The organism is Sphingosinithalassobacter sp. CS137 (assembly GCF_014334115.1).
GTDB lineage: Bacteria > Pseudomonadota > Alphaproteobacteria > Sphingomonadales > Sphingomonadaceae > Sphingomonas.
In genome coordinates this window covers 2,136,240-2,150,317 of the sequence record NZ_CP060494.1, presented here as the reverse complement: position 1 = coordinate 2,150,317, position 14,078 = coordinate 2,136,240, and the positions used below count along the sequence as shown (strand labels likewise).

The 14,078-nt window shown below is 60.7% G+C and carries 14 protein-coding genes; 8 read left to right on the top strand and 6 right to left on the bottom strand.

What is annotated here, in order from left to right; genetic code table 11:
- Positions 1–2: 2 nt before the first annotated feature.
- Positions 3–212, bottom strand: a complete 210-nt coding sequence (locus H7V21_RS10610) for a hypothetical protein (protein WP_120717201.1) — start codon at positions 210–212, stop codon at positions 3–5.
- A 131-nt stretch (positions 213–343) separates the two neighbouring features.
- Between H7V21_RS10610 and H7V21_RS10605 the strand changes: the two genes are divergently transcribed.
- The 4 genes from H7V21_RS10605 to H7V21_RS10595 all read left to right on the top strand — a co-directional run bounded on the left by H7V21_RS10605 (position 344) and on the right by H7V21_RS10595 (position 2,225).
- A complete protein-coding gene (locus H7V21_RS10605) occupies positions 344–952 on the top strand; it encodes a thermonuclease family protein (protein WP_316714896.1) in 609 nt (202 codons plus the stop codon).
- Positions 946–1,083 carry a hypothetical protein gene (locus tag H7V21_RS10600; protein WP_162935725.1) on the top strand — a complete coding sequence of 46 codons (138 nt, stop codon included), beginning with the start codon at positions 946–948 and terminating at the stop codon, positions 1,081–1,083. Before H7V21_RS10605 ends, H7V21_RS10600 begins: the two co-directional genes overlap by 7 nt.
- 29 nt (positions 1,084–1,112) lie before the next feature.
- The gene (locus H7V21_RS16035) at positions 1,113–1,283 is read left to right on the top strand and encodes a DUF6961 family protein (protein ID WP_410482677.1); all 171 of its coding nucleotides are present in this window, start codon (positions 1,113–1,115) and stop codon (positions 1,281–1,283) included.
- 306 nt (positions 1,284–1,589) lie between these two features.
- Complete coding sequence (locus H7V21_RS10595; protein WP_120717199.1) at positions 1,590–2,225, top strand: helix-turn-helix transcriptional regulator; 636 nt, start codon at positions 1,590–1,592, stop codon at positions 2,223–2,225.
- Positions 2,226–2,365: 140 nt separating this feature from the next.
- Here the strand turns inward: H7V21_RS10595 and H7V21_RS15735 are convergent, their stop codons facing one another.
- Both H7V21_RS15735 and H7V21_RS15730 read right to left on the bottom strand, forming a co-directional pair.
- The gene (locus H7V21_RS15735) at positions 2,366–3,652 is read right to left on the bottom strand and encodes a type IIL restriction-modification enzyme MmeI (RefSeq protein ID WP_223177012.1); all 1,287 of its coding nucleotides are present in this window, start codon (positions 3,650–3,652) and stop codon (positions 2,366–2,368) included.
- Positions 3,653–3,702: 50 nt separating this feature from the next.
- A complete protein-coding gene (locus tag H7V21_RS15730; protein WP_223177011.1) occupies positions 3,703–5,844 on the bottom strand; it encodes a DNA methyltransferase in 2,142 nt (713 codons plus the stop codon).
- A gap of 312 nt (positions 5,845–6,156) precedes the next feature.
- On the opposite strand from H7V21_RS15730, the gene H7V21_RS10585 reads away from it, so the two are divergent.
- Both H7V21_RS10585 and H7V21_RS10580 read left to right on the top strand, forming a co-directional pair.
- Positions 6,157–7,062 carry an alpha/beta fold hydrolase gene (locus H7V21_RS10585; RefSeq protein ID WP_066581753.1) on the top strand — a complete coding sequence of 302 codons (906 nt, stop codon included), beginning with the start codon at positions 6,157–6,159 and terminating at the stop codon, positions 7,060–7,062.
- Complete coding sequence (locus H7V21_RS10580) at positions 7,059–7,499, top strand: hotdog fold thioesterase (protein ID WP_188053688.1); 441 nt, start codon at positions 7,059–7,061, stop codon at positions 7,497–7,499. Before H7V21_RS10585 ends, H7V21_RS10580 begins: the two co-directional genes overlap by 4 nt.
- On the opposite strand, the gene H7V21_RS10575 is transcribed toward H7V21_RS10580, so the two are convergent.
- Genes H7V21_RS10575 through H7V21_RS10565 form a run of 3 tightly spaced genes read right to left on the bottom strand, consistent with a single transcriptional unit; the run spans position 7,483 to position 11,649 of the window.
- Positions 7,483–8,943 carry an efflux transporter outer membrane subunit gene (locus H7V21_RS10575; RefSeq protein WP_188053686.1) on the bottom strand — a complete coding sequence of 487 codons (1,461 nt, stop codon included), beginning with the start codon at positions 8,941–8,943 and terminating at the stop codon, positions 7,483–7,485. The two genes, H7V21_RS10580 and H7V21_RS10575, sit on opposite strands and share 17 nt — an antisense overlap.
- A gap of 10 nt (positions 8,944–8,953) precedes the next feature.
- Positions 8,954–10,525, bottom strand: a complete 1,572-nt coding sequence (locus H7V21_RS10570) for an MDR family MFS transporter (protein ID WP_086741071.1) — start codon at positions 10,523–10,525, stop codon at positions 8,954–8,956.
- The gene (locus H7V21_RS10565) at positions 10,522–11,649 is read right to left on the bottom strand and encodes an HlyD family secretion protein (protein ID WP_086741073.1); all 1,128 of its coding nucleotides are present in this window, start codon (positions 11,647–11,649) and stop codon (positions 10,522–10,524) included. Before H7V21_RS10565 ends, H7V21_RS10570 begins: the two co-directional genes overlap by 4 nt.
- A gap of 125 nt (positions 11,650–11,774) precedes the next feature.
- Between H7V21_RS10565 and H7V21_RS16030 the strand changes: the two genes are divergently transcribed.
- The gene (locus H7V21_RS16030; protein WP_086741076.1) at positions 11,775–12,266 is read left to right on the top strand and encodes a MarR family transcriptional regulator; all 492 of its coding nucleotides are present in this window, start codon (positions 11,775–11,777) and stop codon (positions 12,264–12,266) included.
- Positions 12,267–12,270: 4 nt separating this feature from the next.
- Positions 12,271–13,857, top strand: coding sequence for an ABC1 kinase family protein (locus tag H7V21_RS10555; RefSeq protein WP_188053684.1), 1,587 nt, complete (start codon positions 12,271–12,273; stop codon positions 13,855–13,857).
- The last annotated feature ends 221 nt before the right edge of the window (positions 13,858–14,078 follow it).

Here is a 14,078-nt window from a genome sequence, read left to right as displayed (position 1 = left end):
CACTAGAGAATTACGTCCTGCACGATCACAAAGGCTGCGAATGCTACAAGGGCTAGGAAGATCATGATTAGCTTGAGACGCCCCCAAGGGTCGGCCCAGGTCTTCTTCCAGGTGTAAGCCGTCAATCGGTTCTCGGCGATGGCTCGATCGACCTCGGCAAAGCCCTGCCAATCCTGCCCACCGGCGTTCCGGGATTTGTCTGGATCGCTCATCGACCATCTCCTTCACAAACCAGCGCCGCCCATCTCCGCTCTCCTGAAAGAAATTGGGAGAGGAGGTGCCCGCATCTTAGCACAAAAGCTTCGGAACTACGATATGCAGGACTTGGCTCGTGTCAGCGGTGATGGCAGACAATCAGAATGAAATGCGCGCTCCTCATCGCGACCTGCCTGGCCTGGGCATGATGTTCCGGCGCAGATCAAACAAGCAGTGCGACAGCAAACCGAGTGCGCTGATCTTCGACTTCCGCCAGGAGTTACGTCGGCAGAAGCGGACGAAGCGCCGCTCGCTCGCGATGCTTGTTGGAGGTGGTCTGCTGGCGGGAGCTATTGGCGGGCTCGTCGGAACCAATTGGCCGGCGAGTATAGCTAGCGCGCAAGCCACAGGGGCGCATACCTTTGCCGTGTGCGGCACGATCCGAAAGACGTGCGTGGTCGATGGCGACACGATCCGGCTCGAGGGCGTGAAAATCCGCATTGCCGATATAGACACGCCGGAGATTTCCTCGCCGAAATGCAGCGCCGAATACGAGAGAGGAATTCGTGCACGGGATCGGCTTGTCGTGCTGCTCAACGGAGGCGAGTTCGAACTGCGCCCGATCGGAAACCGCGATGAGGACCAGTACGGACGCAAGCTTCGCGTCATAATGCGAAGCGGCCGGTCATTGGGCGATCAGCTCGTATCGGAAAACCTGGCCCGCACCTGGACCGGTCGGCGGGAGTCGTGGTGCTGATGCGCGATTGGCGGACCGACGAAGAGCGCGCCGAGGACGAAGCGAACGCCTGGAAACTCCATCTCGAAGCGTGGATAATCGGGGCCGCGATGCTGTTGGCGATCGCAGGCGCTATCGGTTGGCTAATGTGACGCTTACCCGAGAACAGGAATTGTGGGGCATGGCGCTTTGGGTTGAGAAGGCACACGGCAATCGCGGGCCCTCTTTCATTGCCGAGAGAATAGACGCGCTTTCTCGATCCGGTGAAAAGGACGGGGCTCGGCTGTGGCAGGAGGTTGCTCGCCGCTTTGACAGTCTCGCGGACCGGCAGAAAGACGATCCGTCCTCGTAAGCCCTTTGCCTTCACTGCCGCGTTCGATCCGATCGAGATAGGCATTCAACCGTTCGAGAGTGCGTCGTCTGGGGCGCCTCCCCATTCTCAGGTCGAGCACGAACCTCGGGTCACCGACTGCGCGGCGGCCGAAGCGTGTCGCGGAAATGCGGTGCTTGATGAGGTGTATCTCGATCCGGTCCAACAACGTCATCACTCCTAGCCTCGACTCACATCTTCCTTGCGTTCCTGTTATGTTCCTACTAGGAAGAATTTTGCGAGTCTAGGAAGAATCCTATACCCGACGAGAAACGTAGAGGACTGACCATGGAGAATGTCAGGGAAGAGCTTGACCGGCTGATCCAGAAGCACAAATACGGTTATGCATCGATCTCGAGGCTGCTGGGGCGCAATGCCAGCTACATCCAGCAGTTCATCAAGCGAGGCTCGCCCCGCAAGCTCGACGATGAAGACCGCAAGATCCTGGCGAGCTTCTTCGGCGTCGATGAACAGGTTTTCGGTGGCCCGGCCAACGTCGTTTGGGACGGCCTCGTGGAAATCCCCGTGCTCGACGTCGAGGCATCCGCGGGTTTTGGCGCAGTGGCGGCGAGTGAGACTGCACAAACGCGCTTCGGGTTCGATGAGCGCTGGCTCCGTAGTCTGACGTCGGCAAAAAGCGCCAGCCTGTCGATCGTGCGCGTGATGGGCGACTCTATGGAGCCCACGCTCAGCGACGGCGATGAAGTGCTCGTCGATGCGTCCGATCATGCCTCGCGGCTCCGCGACGGAATTTACGTCCTTCGCGCCGATGATGCACTTGTGGTGAAACGCGTCGCCATCAAGCCGGGAGGCAAGCAGATTACGATCGCTAGCGACAATCCCGCATACCCGACCTGGAGCGACATGGACCGCTCAGAGGTACACGTGGTGGGGCGGGTGATCTGGTTTGGGCGGGCGCTCTAGCTTGTACGGCAGGATGGGCCGGAACCGGCCGGTCTGACGTTGGCTCACGATCCGGAAAGCCAGCCCTTCGCAGCCTCCGCTTGAAAGATTGCCCACTTCGGCTCTCCTGATCGGTTAGCCGCTATGTGGGTAGGGACGGCTCACGCCGCGTAGCGGCCATCCTGCAGTTTGCGCACCCGGCCCATGCCCGCCAACGCATCGAGCACCGGCACCACCGTGGCCGCACGCTTGCCTCTGAAAGCCCGCGCGATTTCTCCCGCACCGAGGGGTTTCTCAGCGCGCGCGACCACGCTCGCCACCACTACCACCTGCTCGGGCAATGCCCTGGGCCATTCGAGGATCTCGATGCCTGGCTTTTCCGCTTGGGGCAGCGCCAGCGCCGCCTGCTCGACTGGCGCGACATATGTGGGTGCCTGGAATTCAGGGCGAAGCCAGCGCACCTTGCCCTTTGCTTCCTCCGCCGCCCGCTCCTTGTTGAGCGCGACGAGCCGGTCTAGGATTTCCTCCTCGCTCAGGTCGGCCGGCCAGCGATAGGCCTCGGCCACCCCCGCATCGATCTCTTCGTGGTATTGCCGGATCAGCGAGACGCAGCCGCGCCCCACCACGTCGCGATCCTTGTCGGACAACACCTTCGCCGCCGCCTCGGCAGCGCGCAGCGCTTCGAGCGCGTTGTAGAGCTTGGTCAGCGTGAGGTCCTCGTGCCGCGCGAGCACGTCCTTGCGCAAGGCGTCGAGCTTTTCGGCGGCGTCGCGGATGCGGAACTTGAGCGTTTCGTCGGAGGGGTCCGGGAAAGGAAAGGGATCGAAGCACATTTCATTCTGGTAACGAGGATCATCACCCGCGCCTTGTCTCCCGCCGGCGCGTAACGCCCAGAATTCGTGAATGCGGCTGGAGAGGACTGCCAGAATCCAAGCGTCGTCTGACGCCACTGCAATTACAGACCCATCGATGATGAGTTGGCGACTCTCTACGAACGTGAAGATGGGGTGCGTGTGAGTCTCGGAGGTAACAATGTAGCGCTGCAGGTCTCGGGTCGAGGCCCGCAGGCGCGGCCTGGGTTCTACGAAACGCCACCACTCTTCACTGTACGCTTCACGATCGTTGTGATCGCGCTCGGGCTTTACGTAGGTCAAAAGGTGATCATAGACTGTCGGATAGTTCCGCTTCACCTCGTCCTCAGAAAAATCAAAGAAATCCAGAGCAAAAATCCAGGCGCGAAGTTCACTCACGTCGGTTCCCGCGAAGACCCGGGGCATCCGGTCCAAGGGGACGCCCTCTCGCTCGAAAGCGTCGCGACGAGCTGAACTTATTTTGAAGCCTTCGCCGGACATTTTTACGCCCATCCAACAGATCTTGGAGTTGGACTTAAGCGCTGTTGCTGAAGCCACTTGCGGGCCGATAGTTAGGTCAACATTGATCCGTCCCATCCGAGTGTCAAAATCTAGATAAGTTGTGCCACTCCGCCGGCTCTCGGTTTTTATTGTCCACAACAGCCTGCGCTGTCGCCGGCTGCGCCAACGGTCATCGCAATTCGCACCGAGGCAGTCGTCTCTTGATCGTGCCAGGGATGATTGGGGATTGCGAATTTAAGGTGGATCAGACGTCCACGATCCTTCTCAAGGTGCTCACGTAAGACCGAACGGTTGCTAGGCTGCGCGATCGTCTTGGTCGTTATTAGTCCGAAGCGCCGCACCTTCCCTATGCCGACAAGCATCGCGGACCGTGCCCACCAATAGGTTACAAAGTCGATTTCGCCGGAGAGATCGTTGTAGGCCAACCGCAAGGCGTCCACGTAAGGCGAACTAAGTCGCTTACGCATCCGACGGCACCCGATGAAAGGAGGATTGCCGATTATGAAATTGGCGTCCGGCCATCGCGCCTGTCTTGGCTCGATGTATCTATAGATCTCCGCGCGCGCCGACTCGTCTGGGATCAGCCGATTTGTCGACGCTTGGCGCTTCATTGTAGTGCCGTCCCAACGCGTAACGGGCCGATTTTGATCGTCGCGAACTAGCTCGCGCCTATCCCACTCAATCAGCGCATCCCTGCACTCGATGGTCTTCACGTCGCGCAGCACCGGCGGCTCCGGCATTCGATCCTCGCCGTTCACCCGGAAGTGCCATTGGAGATAGCCGATCCACAGCACCAGCTGGGCGATCTCCGCCGCGCGCGGGTTGATCTCGATACCGAGGAAGTTCTCAGGGGTGATCGTGTGGCCGGACAGCTCGGCAAGGTAGCGCTCGTCGCCTAGTTCCTCGAGTAGCTCGAGCACTTCACCTTCGAGCTCCTTCATCCGCGCCAATGCGACGTAGAGGAAATTGCCCGTGCCGCAGGCGGGATCGAGCACCTTGGTCTGCGCCAGCTGCCCGTGGAACGCCTCGACGAGCCGCCGCGCCTTCTCCCGGTCGCCCGCCTCGGCCGCTTCCATCGCTGCCGTGCGGGCGCCAAGCCAGTCCTCGCGCAGCGGCTCCATGATCGTCGGCCCGACCAGCCGCTCGACGTAGGCGCGCGGGGTGTAATGCGCGCCAAGCTTCGCCCGCTCCTTTGGGTTGAGCGCGCGCTCCAGTAGAGTCCCGAAGATCGCCGGCTCGACCTGCCGCCAGTCAGCCTTGGCCGCCCCGAGCAGCACGTCGATCTCACCCGTGGTCAGCGCAATCGCCGTGGTATCCTTGAACAGGTAGCCGTTGAACCGGCGCACGGTCTCGCCCGCTTCGCCTAGCGCGCCGGTAAAGCGACCTTTGTCCATCGCCTTCCAAAGATCGGTGAGTTGCGGCGGCAGGTTCTCGGGCCGGTCGCGCACCTTCGCCAGCAGCGCACTGAAGCTCTTCTTCGGAATAAGGCGCGTGTCCTCGGCGAACATCGTGAACAGCAGGCGCATCAGGAAGGCGGCAACGCGGTCGGGGTTCTGCTCGCGCGCCTCGATATTCTTGGCCAAAGCGGCGAGATGGTTGGCCACCTCGCGCGTGACGCGCGCCGCCTCGGCTGAAGGGTCGAGCAACATGGGGGCGGTCCAGATCGCCGCCAGTCGCGTGAGTACGTCTTCGTCGCGCAAGTCCTCCAGCGTGATGCGGAACCGCCGGCGGTCCGGGAACGGGACGTAGGGCCGCCCGTCGCAGGCGAAGTTGGCATAGACGTCGATGCAATAGCCGATATCACTCACCAGCAGGAACGGTGGCCAGCCGTGACCTTCGGGAAGGGCACGGGCATAACCATCGGCCTGGCCGGCAGCGCGCAACATGGCGCCAGTCCATTGCTCAGTGCCGCGCTTCGCCATGCCGCGCTTGAAGCGCTCAGCGGCGGTTTGGCCGAAGAGGTCGCGCAAGGCATCGCCCCGGCCCTCGTCCACTGCGTTGGCGTCTGCAGCGCTGCCCTGCTTAGCTTCGAGGATGAAGCAGTCACGCTTGTAGAGGTCGATCCAGCCATTGGAGGTAGTACCGTCGATCTCGGCTTTTACCACGTGGCGCTCGAACACGTAGTCGTTGCGCACGGTATCGCTCTGCGTCGGCTGCGGCTGGTCGACGCCGAGCAGCGCACACAGGTCGGTCACGAACAGCTGCGTGTTCGCGCGCTCATTGCCCCCTGATACCTGCCACTTTGCGATGAATTCGTCAGCGTCCACGTGCCCTCCGTGAGCATATTGGGGGTAAGCGTCGGAAAAGAAAAGGGCTGCCACCGACGGCGATCGGCGTAGAGCGTCGCGGCTGGATTTGGGCCGGAAGCGGAAAGGCAGCTTTTATATCTTTGAGCGGATTAAGCGGACAGCGACTGCTGACCGAATCGCAAGCCGGTGCATTAGAGAATGGTCTGGAGAAACCCCTCTTGGCATAGACTTTTGCCGTCGTTGAAACGCCCTGCAGGACAGCCAACACGGAGCCGAGAGCCACAAACTAAATCGGTTTACTATTTAGCGCGCCTTTCCTACCATCCAGTGATGGCGAGAGAAACCTTTACGATTGAGGGCGCAGGCGCAATTTCTCTTACAGCCGAGGCTGAGGGGGATGCCTACGCTAAACCCGTCCTTCTTGCGCACGGCGGCGGGCAGACACGGCGCGCGTGGAGAAGGGTGGTCAGCGAGTTGGCTCAAGCCGGCTTTCGCGCAATCGCCTTCGACATGCGCGGTCACGGAGACAGCGATTGGTCGCCATGCGGAGCTTACGAAATGCGCGACTTCGCGGCGGATCTGGTCGCTGCAGCGTCGCGCCTGGACCAGAAGCCAGCGCTGGTCGGCGCTTCACTGGGCGGGCTCGCTGGACTGATTGCCGCAGGGGAGCTTGCTCCAGGTAGCTTTGCTTCACTCACATTGGTCGACATTGCCCCGCGCATGGAGCCCAGCGGTGTGATGCGCGTGGTTGGTTTCATGGAAGAGCATGTCGATAGCGGCTTCGCCTCACCAGAGGAGGCGGCCGACGTGATCGCTCGCTACATGCCGCATCGTCCCAAGCGGGGCGCGAGCGATGGTCTGAAAAACTATCTGCGGCAGAAGTCGGATGGGCGCTTCTATTGGCACTGGGACCCGGTGTTTATCCGTAATATAATGTCAGCCAGACAAGGCGACCCAGACAGCCAAGAACGTCAATCGGCAATGCTGAGCCAAGCTGCGGCGAATCTCACGCTTCCGCTTCACCTCATCCGAGGCGGCTCTAGCGATCTTGTTTCCGAAGAGGCCGTTTTGCATCTGCGACAACTCGCCCCCCATGCAGAATACACCGATATTGCCGATGCCACGCACATGGTGGTGGGCGATGCGAACGATGCCTTCTCCGCCGCTATCGTCGATTTCCTAGGGCGCCATCACTCATCCGATACGGCTCAGCCACAGGGGACGAGGGAGCTATGATCGATCGAGAGCGCTTGCAGGAAATGCTGCATATCGCGCCGTTTCACCGATGGCTTGGGCTGGAGATTGCGACATGCTCCGACCAGTCAATCGCGATCACCATGCCATGGCGCGAAGAGATCGTGTCGAACCCTATGATTGGGTCGGCGCATGGAGGGATCCTGGCTTCACTGGTCGACCTCACCGGGCTTTATACTCTGCTTGCCGGGGGCGTCGCGGCGAGAGCGACGGCCGATCTGCATGTCGATTACCACCGTCCTGCAACCTCAGGACCTCTCACTGCTCACGGACAGATCGTGAAGATCGGGCGACAGATTTCGGTGGCCGAAACCCGGGTTCTCGAGCCCGACGACAAGTTGGTCGCCAGCGGCAGGGGCGCCTACTTCTCGTCAACCGGATCACTTGATCAGCGCGGCGGGACTATTGATCTCGAATAGGCTCTTGCCACCCAAGGCCCAGCGACTTCTGCAGCGCGATCCACGCCAGCGTAAGGGCACCTTTTGCCCGGACGAGGTCTGCTGAGGCCTGCTGCTGTTCTCGCAGGGCCCGGTTGAGGTCAGCCTTCGAGATCGCTCCTGCGGCAAAACGTTGGCGGTTCAGGTCTGCCGCGACGTCAGCCTGCTTCTTGATTTGCATACTGGCAGCGAGCGCAACACGCTGCTGGCCGAAGCGAGCCAAGGCACGTTCGGCGTCTTGCAGTGCCAGAAGCACCGTCTGCTGGTAATTGGCGACTGCTTCGTTGCGCGCTGCCCCGGCTTGGTCGATCGCAGCGTCTACCCTGCCGAAATCCAGGAAATTCCACTGGAGGCGCGGGATCGCGAGTGCGGAGAATTCGCCGACATCGACAACGTCGTCCAACGAGGATCCGCCGAGGCCTAAGATCCCTGTGAAGGACAATTTCGGGAACCGCGCCGCCTCGGCCACCCCGATCCGCGCCGTCGACGCGGCAAGAGACCGTTCGGCCGCCCTTATGTCAGGCCGACGCGCCACCAGGCTTGCCGGATCGCCGATCGCGACCTGCTCTGGCGGCATGGGAATGGAGCGCGCAGTCGTGAGCGCTGCATCAACTGATCCCGGCACCTGTCCGGTCAGTATAGCGAGTGCATCAGACAGGACTGCGATATCCGCTTCAGCTTCGGCAAGTTGTGACTTGAGCATCTCCAGTTCGGCATTCGCGGTGCCTACCGGGAAAAGCGGCAATGCACCGCGCTGATAGCGTTGGTATGTCAGCGCCAGGATCTCTTCCTGCAACGAAATCTGCGCCTCAAATTGCTCTGCGCGGAATTGGGCCTCCCGCAAATTGACGTAGGTGCTGGCCACTTGGGCAGTCAACTGGACCTTTGCGTCCTCTGCATTGGCCACCGTTGCAGCAGCTTGGGCATTGCTGGCCTCAATGCGCCTGCGCGAGCCACCGGCGAACTCCAGCTCCCAGTTGGCGTTAAGGCCCACATTGTAAAAGCTCAGTGAGTCATCGGTTTCTGCGTCGGAATTGGTTTGCTCTGACGGGGGGGGCGCCCCGCCTTGAAGGTCGAGACCAGGAAGCCGGCCCTGCACGGTGGTGGCCTGTGCCCCAAGCGATGGCATTCGACCCGCACGGTCTTGCCTGATGGATGCCCGTGCCTGGGCAATGCGCGCCTGCGCTGCGGCGAGCGAGGGGTTGCCGGACAGCGCAGCCTCCACCAGCCGCGTCAACTCGGGATCGCCGAGCAGCAGCCACCATTGAGCGACAACCGGATCAGATGCGCTCACATCACTGCCAGCGCGCACAAAGCGAGTGCCCGTGTCTGCTGACACAACTTCCGGGGGGCCTGCATAATCGGGCCCTGCCGTGCATCCAGCTAGCAAGGCGATAGTGACAAGCGGAGGTAGCAAGTGGCGCATCGTGTAGGGCTCAGTGCATCGAAAGGGAGACATTTTTTGGAAGCGGCCTCAGGAAGAGGACCAGCGGAACCGTCGCGAGGGTCAGAATCCCCATAACCAGGAACACGTCATTGTAGGTCATTATGAACGCCTCGCGTTGGAGGGTGCGGCTCAGGACGGCCATCGCCCCCTCCATGCCGCCGAAGTTTCGCGCCAGCCCTTCGAGATAGTCCTGTAGCGAAACGCTGTTCGCATTCAGGGTCTCTTCCATCCGCCGGCTATGATGCCAGATCCGCTGGTCCTGGAACGAAGCGAGGGCCGAGAGGGCGAATGATCCGCCAAGATTGCGGGCCGCGTTGAAAATGCCCGAGGCATCGCCCGCGTCTTCCTTGGCCACCGAAGCCACCGTTGCCTGATTCAGGAACATCATCGCAAGGATCATTCCGGCCCCGCGGATAAGCTGACCTTCAGTGAAGACAGCGCCGCCGGATTCGGCGGTCAGACTCGTGCTGACAAAGCAGCTGATCGCCATCAGCAGCATTCCGGTGCCGACGGCAATGCGGATGTCCACCTTGCGGATCATCAGAGGCAGAACCGGCATCAGGAGAAAGGCCGGGACACCCATCCAGAAGATGACCAGTCCCGTCTGAAAAGCATTATAGTCAGAAATGATCGCGAGGAACTGCGGAATGACATAGGTCGAACCATACATCACCATGCCCAGGGCGAGCGCCATGATCGCGACGCTGGCGAACTGTCGATTGAACAGGAGCTGCAACTTCAAGACCGGCTTGCGTGCTTTCACTTGTCCGTAAATCAAACAGGCAAAGCCGATAATGGTCACCACCGTTAGCCAGCGAATGAGTGAGGACTCGAACCATTCCTCACGGTGCCCTTCCTCGAGTACAACAGTCAGACCGCCCAGTCCGAGGATCAGCCCGAGAATGCCAGCCCAATCGGCGTCCGTGAGATATTCCCACTTGGGCTTCTCGTGAGGCAGCCCGATAAACAGCAGGAGCAGCAGGATTGCGCAGACTGGCACATTGACGAAAAAGGCATAGTGCCAGCTCAGGTTCTCGGTCAGCCAGCCGCCGATCAATGGCCCCATCACGGGGCCAAGAACCACAGTCATGCCGAACAGCGCCATTCCGATTGGCTGTTGGTGCGGCGGCAATCGTTTAGCCACAATAGTCATTGCGGTCGGAATGAGGACTCCGCCCATGAAGCCCTGGCCCGTGCGGCCGATGATCATGGTCGTAAGGTCGGTGGCTACACCGCATAGCACAGAAAATGCGGTGAACGCGCTGACCGCGATGATGAGGAGGGTTCGCAGACCGAACAGCCGTTCGAGCCAAGCGCTCAGTGGAATGACGACAATCTCAGCAACGAGAAATGACGTAGCAATCCAGGTGCCTTCGGCGCCTGTGGCACCGATCTCGCCCTGAATGACGGGGAGTGCGGAATTGACGATTGATATGTCCAGCGTCGCGAGCATGGCGCCGAGCGCGCCCGCGGCCACAGCGACCCAGGCAGTAACGTCTGCGTTCTTTCGGCTCCCGGCCGGCCCGATCGAAGTGTCCTGCGCTGCCAGTATCTCGGTCATTGAGTCCGACTCGAGATCTCTTCCAATTCGCCGGCAGCATTCCGGGTGTCGACCGTAGCCACTACCGACATGCCGGGAACGAGCAGACGCCGCACTTCAGGGGGAGCATCGATAGCGATGCGGACGGGTATCCGTTGAACGATCTTGGTAAAGTTGCCGGTGGCATTTTCGGGGGGGAGGATGGAAAATTCCGCGCCCGTTCCCGGCGATATGCTGACCACTCGTCCCGCGATCTCAAGGTCGGGCAGGGCGTCAACTTCGAGCCTGACGCTCTGGCCGGCCCGGATCAGGCCGACCTGCGTTTCCTTGAAGTTTGCCGTCACGTAGATCGCCCTCACCGGAACCACCGTCATCAAACGTTGACCCGGTTGCACGAACTGGCCCACCCTCACCGAGAGATCGCCGACGCGGCCGGCCTTGCTGGCGCGCAGCAAGGTCGATTCAACCGTAAGGTCGGCTGTTTCCAGCTGAGCGCGAGCAGCGTCCGCCTGCGCCTGGGTCTGGCTGATCTGCTCGAACAGGGTCCCCCGGCGAGCGGTCGCGGCAGCGACCGCCGCCTGCGCAGCGGCGAGTTCGGCCCGCGCCTGCCGCGCCTGCGCCTCATACTGATCGAGCTTTTCCCGCGGTTCGGCTCCTGTCGCGGCAAGGGGCCGATATCGCGCCACCTGGTCGTTCGCGAGGTCGAGTGCTGCGCGCGCGGCGGCGAGTTGGCCCCGCGCCTGGCGAATGGCTGCATCCTGTTCAGCTACCTGAGAACGGATTGTGTCGGCACCGGCCAGGGTCGCAGCGATCTGTGCGCGCGCCTGTTGCGCTTGCGCCTGATAATCCCGCAGATCCAGTTGTACGAGGGCTCCGCCGAGAGCAACCTGCTCGTTCTCCCCCACGAAGACCTCTTCGACGTATCCCGCTACCTTGGAAGAGATAACGACGCTGTCGGCAGCGACATAGGCGTTATCGGTCGACTGCATGTATTGTCCGTAGCTTACGTGCCGGTAGTACCACCAGATCCCGCCAAGCAGCACGGCAAGACCAACGAGGATTAGCACGATGCGCAAGCCACGCCGCGATTGCGGTTTCGTTGGGGTTGTGCCCTCCTGCTCCGGTTGGTTGGAGTTATCGGTCATCTGACTCTTTCGGCAGCCTCAGTAAAAGGTGAACGCGTCTCGCGCCCTATGAGCCGTGAGCCAGATAGTAAAGGCATTTAGCAGTTTGCATTTGGGCATCCGAGGCTATCCGACTACACAGCGCTATGGATGAAAAACCAGATACCATGTCACGGTCTCAGCGTCGGCAGAAGGTCATCACCGATGATGACCGCATTCTCTATCTTATGGACGAGATCAGTCGCGGCGCGCGCAGAGTGTACGATGCGAGGGTCGCCAGGATCGGTCTCAATCAGACACAGTGGAGGATCATCGGACAACTTCTTCGCGATCCTGCCCTTACGCAGGCTGAAATCGCCAAGAAACTGGAACTGGAATCGGCGACCATCGGCCAGGCGGTTGCAGGTCTTTGCGCACGCGGGCTGATGAAAAGGCTTCGAGCTGAGACGGATCGGCGAGCGTGGCAGCTCATCCTCACGGAGCAGCTTGACGATCTGCTGCCCGAACTGAGAGGCTCCGCGGATAGGCTTCATGGTCTGCTTTGGCGCGACATTGCCGCCGACGAGAAGCGAACGTTGCAGCAGATTCTTGCAAGGGTATCGGAAAATCTGGACCAACTCCGGGCCGAGGCTGAGTAAAATCATGGCATCGCCCCCGGAAAAGCCTATCAGCAGCATCGCTCGCGCCGCGGAGATCGGCCAAATCCTAATGAGGCACGGCGCGAAGAATCTCGCCGGAGCCCTCGGATTTATTCCCTCTTCGAGCAATGTCATCGATCCTCGCGAATTTCGTCCGGCTGCAGTTGTGGCGTTCCTCCGTGACATCGGGCCAGTCGGCATAAAGCTGGGGCAACTCCTCGCCACCCGAAGCGATCTGTTTACCGAACACTGGATCACGGCATTCTCAACCCTGCACGATCAGGTGTCGTCAGTGCCCTTCGCAGATATCGAGCCCGTACTTGCTTCAAGCTGGGGTGAGGACTGGCGGAGCGACTTTGCGCAGTTCGACGAAAAGCCTTTGGCCTCTGCCTCCATAGCGCAAACCTATTCCGCCAGACTGCGGGACGGAAGCGAGGTCATCGTGAAGGTTCGGCGGCCAGGCACTGCCGCTCGGATGGAGGCTGATGTGCGCCTCCTTATACGCCTTGCCGGGATCGTGGAAGCACGGTCGCCGGACATCGCGCGTTACCGGCCAGTCGAGTTTCTGCGGACCTTCGGCCGCAATCTTGCCTGGGAGATGGACCTCGCTGCGGAATCCCGAGCCTGCGAGCGGATCGGCGCATATCTCGATACCATCGGCGTCAGGACCCCGGCCATCCATTGGGAACTGACCGGGCTGCGGGTGAACGTTCAGGAACGCCTGTACGGCAGGCCCGCGTCTTCGTTGGGCAGCCCATCGGACGACCCGCGGGTGGCGGCTTTCGCTAAAAGCTATGCCAACGCTGTCCTGCGGATGATCATCCTGAACGGCGAATTTCACGGCGACCCCCATCCCGGTAACGTCTTCATGATCGGCGAGCAGGATGTCGGCTTCATCGACTTTGGATCGGTCGGGACGCTCACCAAGGCCAGGCGCGACGAGATCGTCCGCCTCGTGCTTGCGATCGCTGGTGAGGAAACCAGCGATGTCGCGAATGTCCTGCTCGCATGGGCGGGGGAGCCGAAGGTGGATCGCGATGCGCTCGCGGTGGATCTGGATCAGTTGATCGGAGAGTTCAGGGGGACCGTGTTATCTGGCATCGAGTTCTCGCAGATTTTTTCCCGCGTTTTCGACCTGTTGCGGGATTATCGACTGGTTCTGCCACCTGATCTGGCCATTCTTCTGCGTACCTTGTTGACTGCAGAGGGCTTCGTCCGATCGCTGGCACCGGACTACAACATCGCCGAAGAGACCCGGCCGATCATGACGGAGCTTCTCGCCGAGCGGTTCTCGCTCGGCAGCGCTCGGTCGGGTTTGAAGAGACTTCGCGGTCAGCTGCTGGGTTTGTCGGCGTCCTTGCCCGACATACTTGCCACTGCGAACTCGATCGCAAAGTCAGGATATGTGCCGGTTCAGCTCGATCCGCTCAGTATCGAGCAGCTCACTGGACTTCGCAATGAGCGTCAGTCCTTGAAAGGCCCTCTAGCTGCCGCATTGATCATAGCTAGCGCGTTGCTTGTCGATCAATCCTGGCTTCTGGCTGGCGGCGCGCTTGTGATTGCTGGGGTGGTGCTCATCCGAAAGTCATAATGAAGGAGCAACTTAATTCGTGCACGGTCACGATACGGCAAAGCCGAACTTAACGAGGATTTCATGCGCCTCACTTCAGCGACCAAGACGCATCGCGAAGAAAATTTTTCGACCTATTGCGATTGAAGGCTTATTTTCCTCAATCAGACGAAACTTTGGAACGGCAGCTTTCAGGCGTGTCCTCGCCTGACTTTATGGCCGCTATTAGGGCGCAATCCGGA

Coding starts and splice junctions, on each gene's coding strand:
- H7V21_RS10555 (WP_188053684.1), top strand. CDS start 12,271: ATGGCATCGCCCCCGGAAAAGCCTATCAGCAGCATCGCTCGCGCCGCG.
- H7V21_RS10570 (WP_086741071.1), bottom strand. CDS start 10,525: ATGACCGAGATACTGGCAGCGCAGGACACTTCGATCGGGCCGGCCGGG.
- H7V21_RS10585 (WP_066581753.1), top strand. CDS start 6,157: ATGGCGAGAGAAACCTTTACGATTGAGGGCGCAGGCGCAATTTCTCTT.
- H7V21_RS15735 (WP_223177012.1), bottom strand. CDS start 3,652: ATGGGACGGATCAATGTTGACCTAACTATCGGCCCGCAAGTGGCTTCA.
- H7V21_RS10605 (WP_316714896.1), top strand. CDS start 344: ATGGCAGACAATCAGAATGAAATGCGCGCTCCTCATCGCGACCTGCCT.
- H7V21_RS10595 (WP_120717199.1), top strand. CDS start 1,590: ATGGAGAATGTCAGGGAAGAGCTTGACCGGCTGATCCAGAAGCACAAA.
- H7V21_RS16035 (WP_410482677.1), top strand. CDS start 1,113: ATGGCGCTTTGGGTTGAGAAGGCACACGGCAATCGCGGGCCCTCTTTC.
- H7V21_RS16030 (WP_086741076.1), top strand. CDS start 11,775: ATGGATGAAAAACCAGATACCATGTCACGGTCTCAGCGTCGGCAGAAG.
- H7V21_RS10610 (WP_120717201.1), bottom strand. CDS start 212: ATGAGCGATCCAGACAAATCCCGGAACGCCGGTGGGCAGGATTGGCAG.
- H7V21_RS10580 (WP_188053688.1), top strand. CDS start 7,059: ATGATCGATCGAGAGCGCTTGCAGGAAATGCTGCATATCGCGCCGTTT.
- H7V21_RS10575 (WP_188053686.1), bottom strand. CDS start 8,943: ATGCGCCACTTGCTACCTCCGCTTGTCACTATCGCCTTGCTAGCTGGA.
- H7V21_RS10565 (WP_086741073.1), bottom strand. CDS start 11,649: ATGACCGATAACTCCAACCAACCGGAGCAGGAGGGCACAACCCCAACG.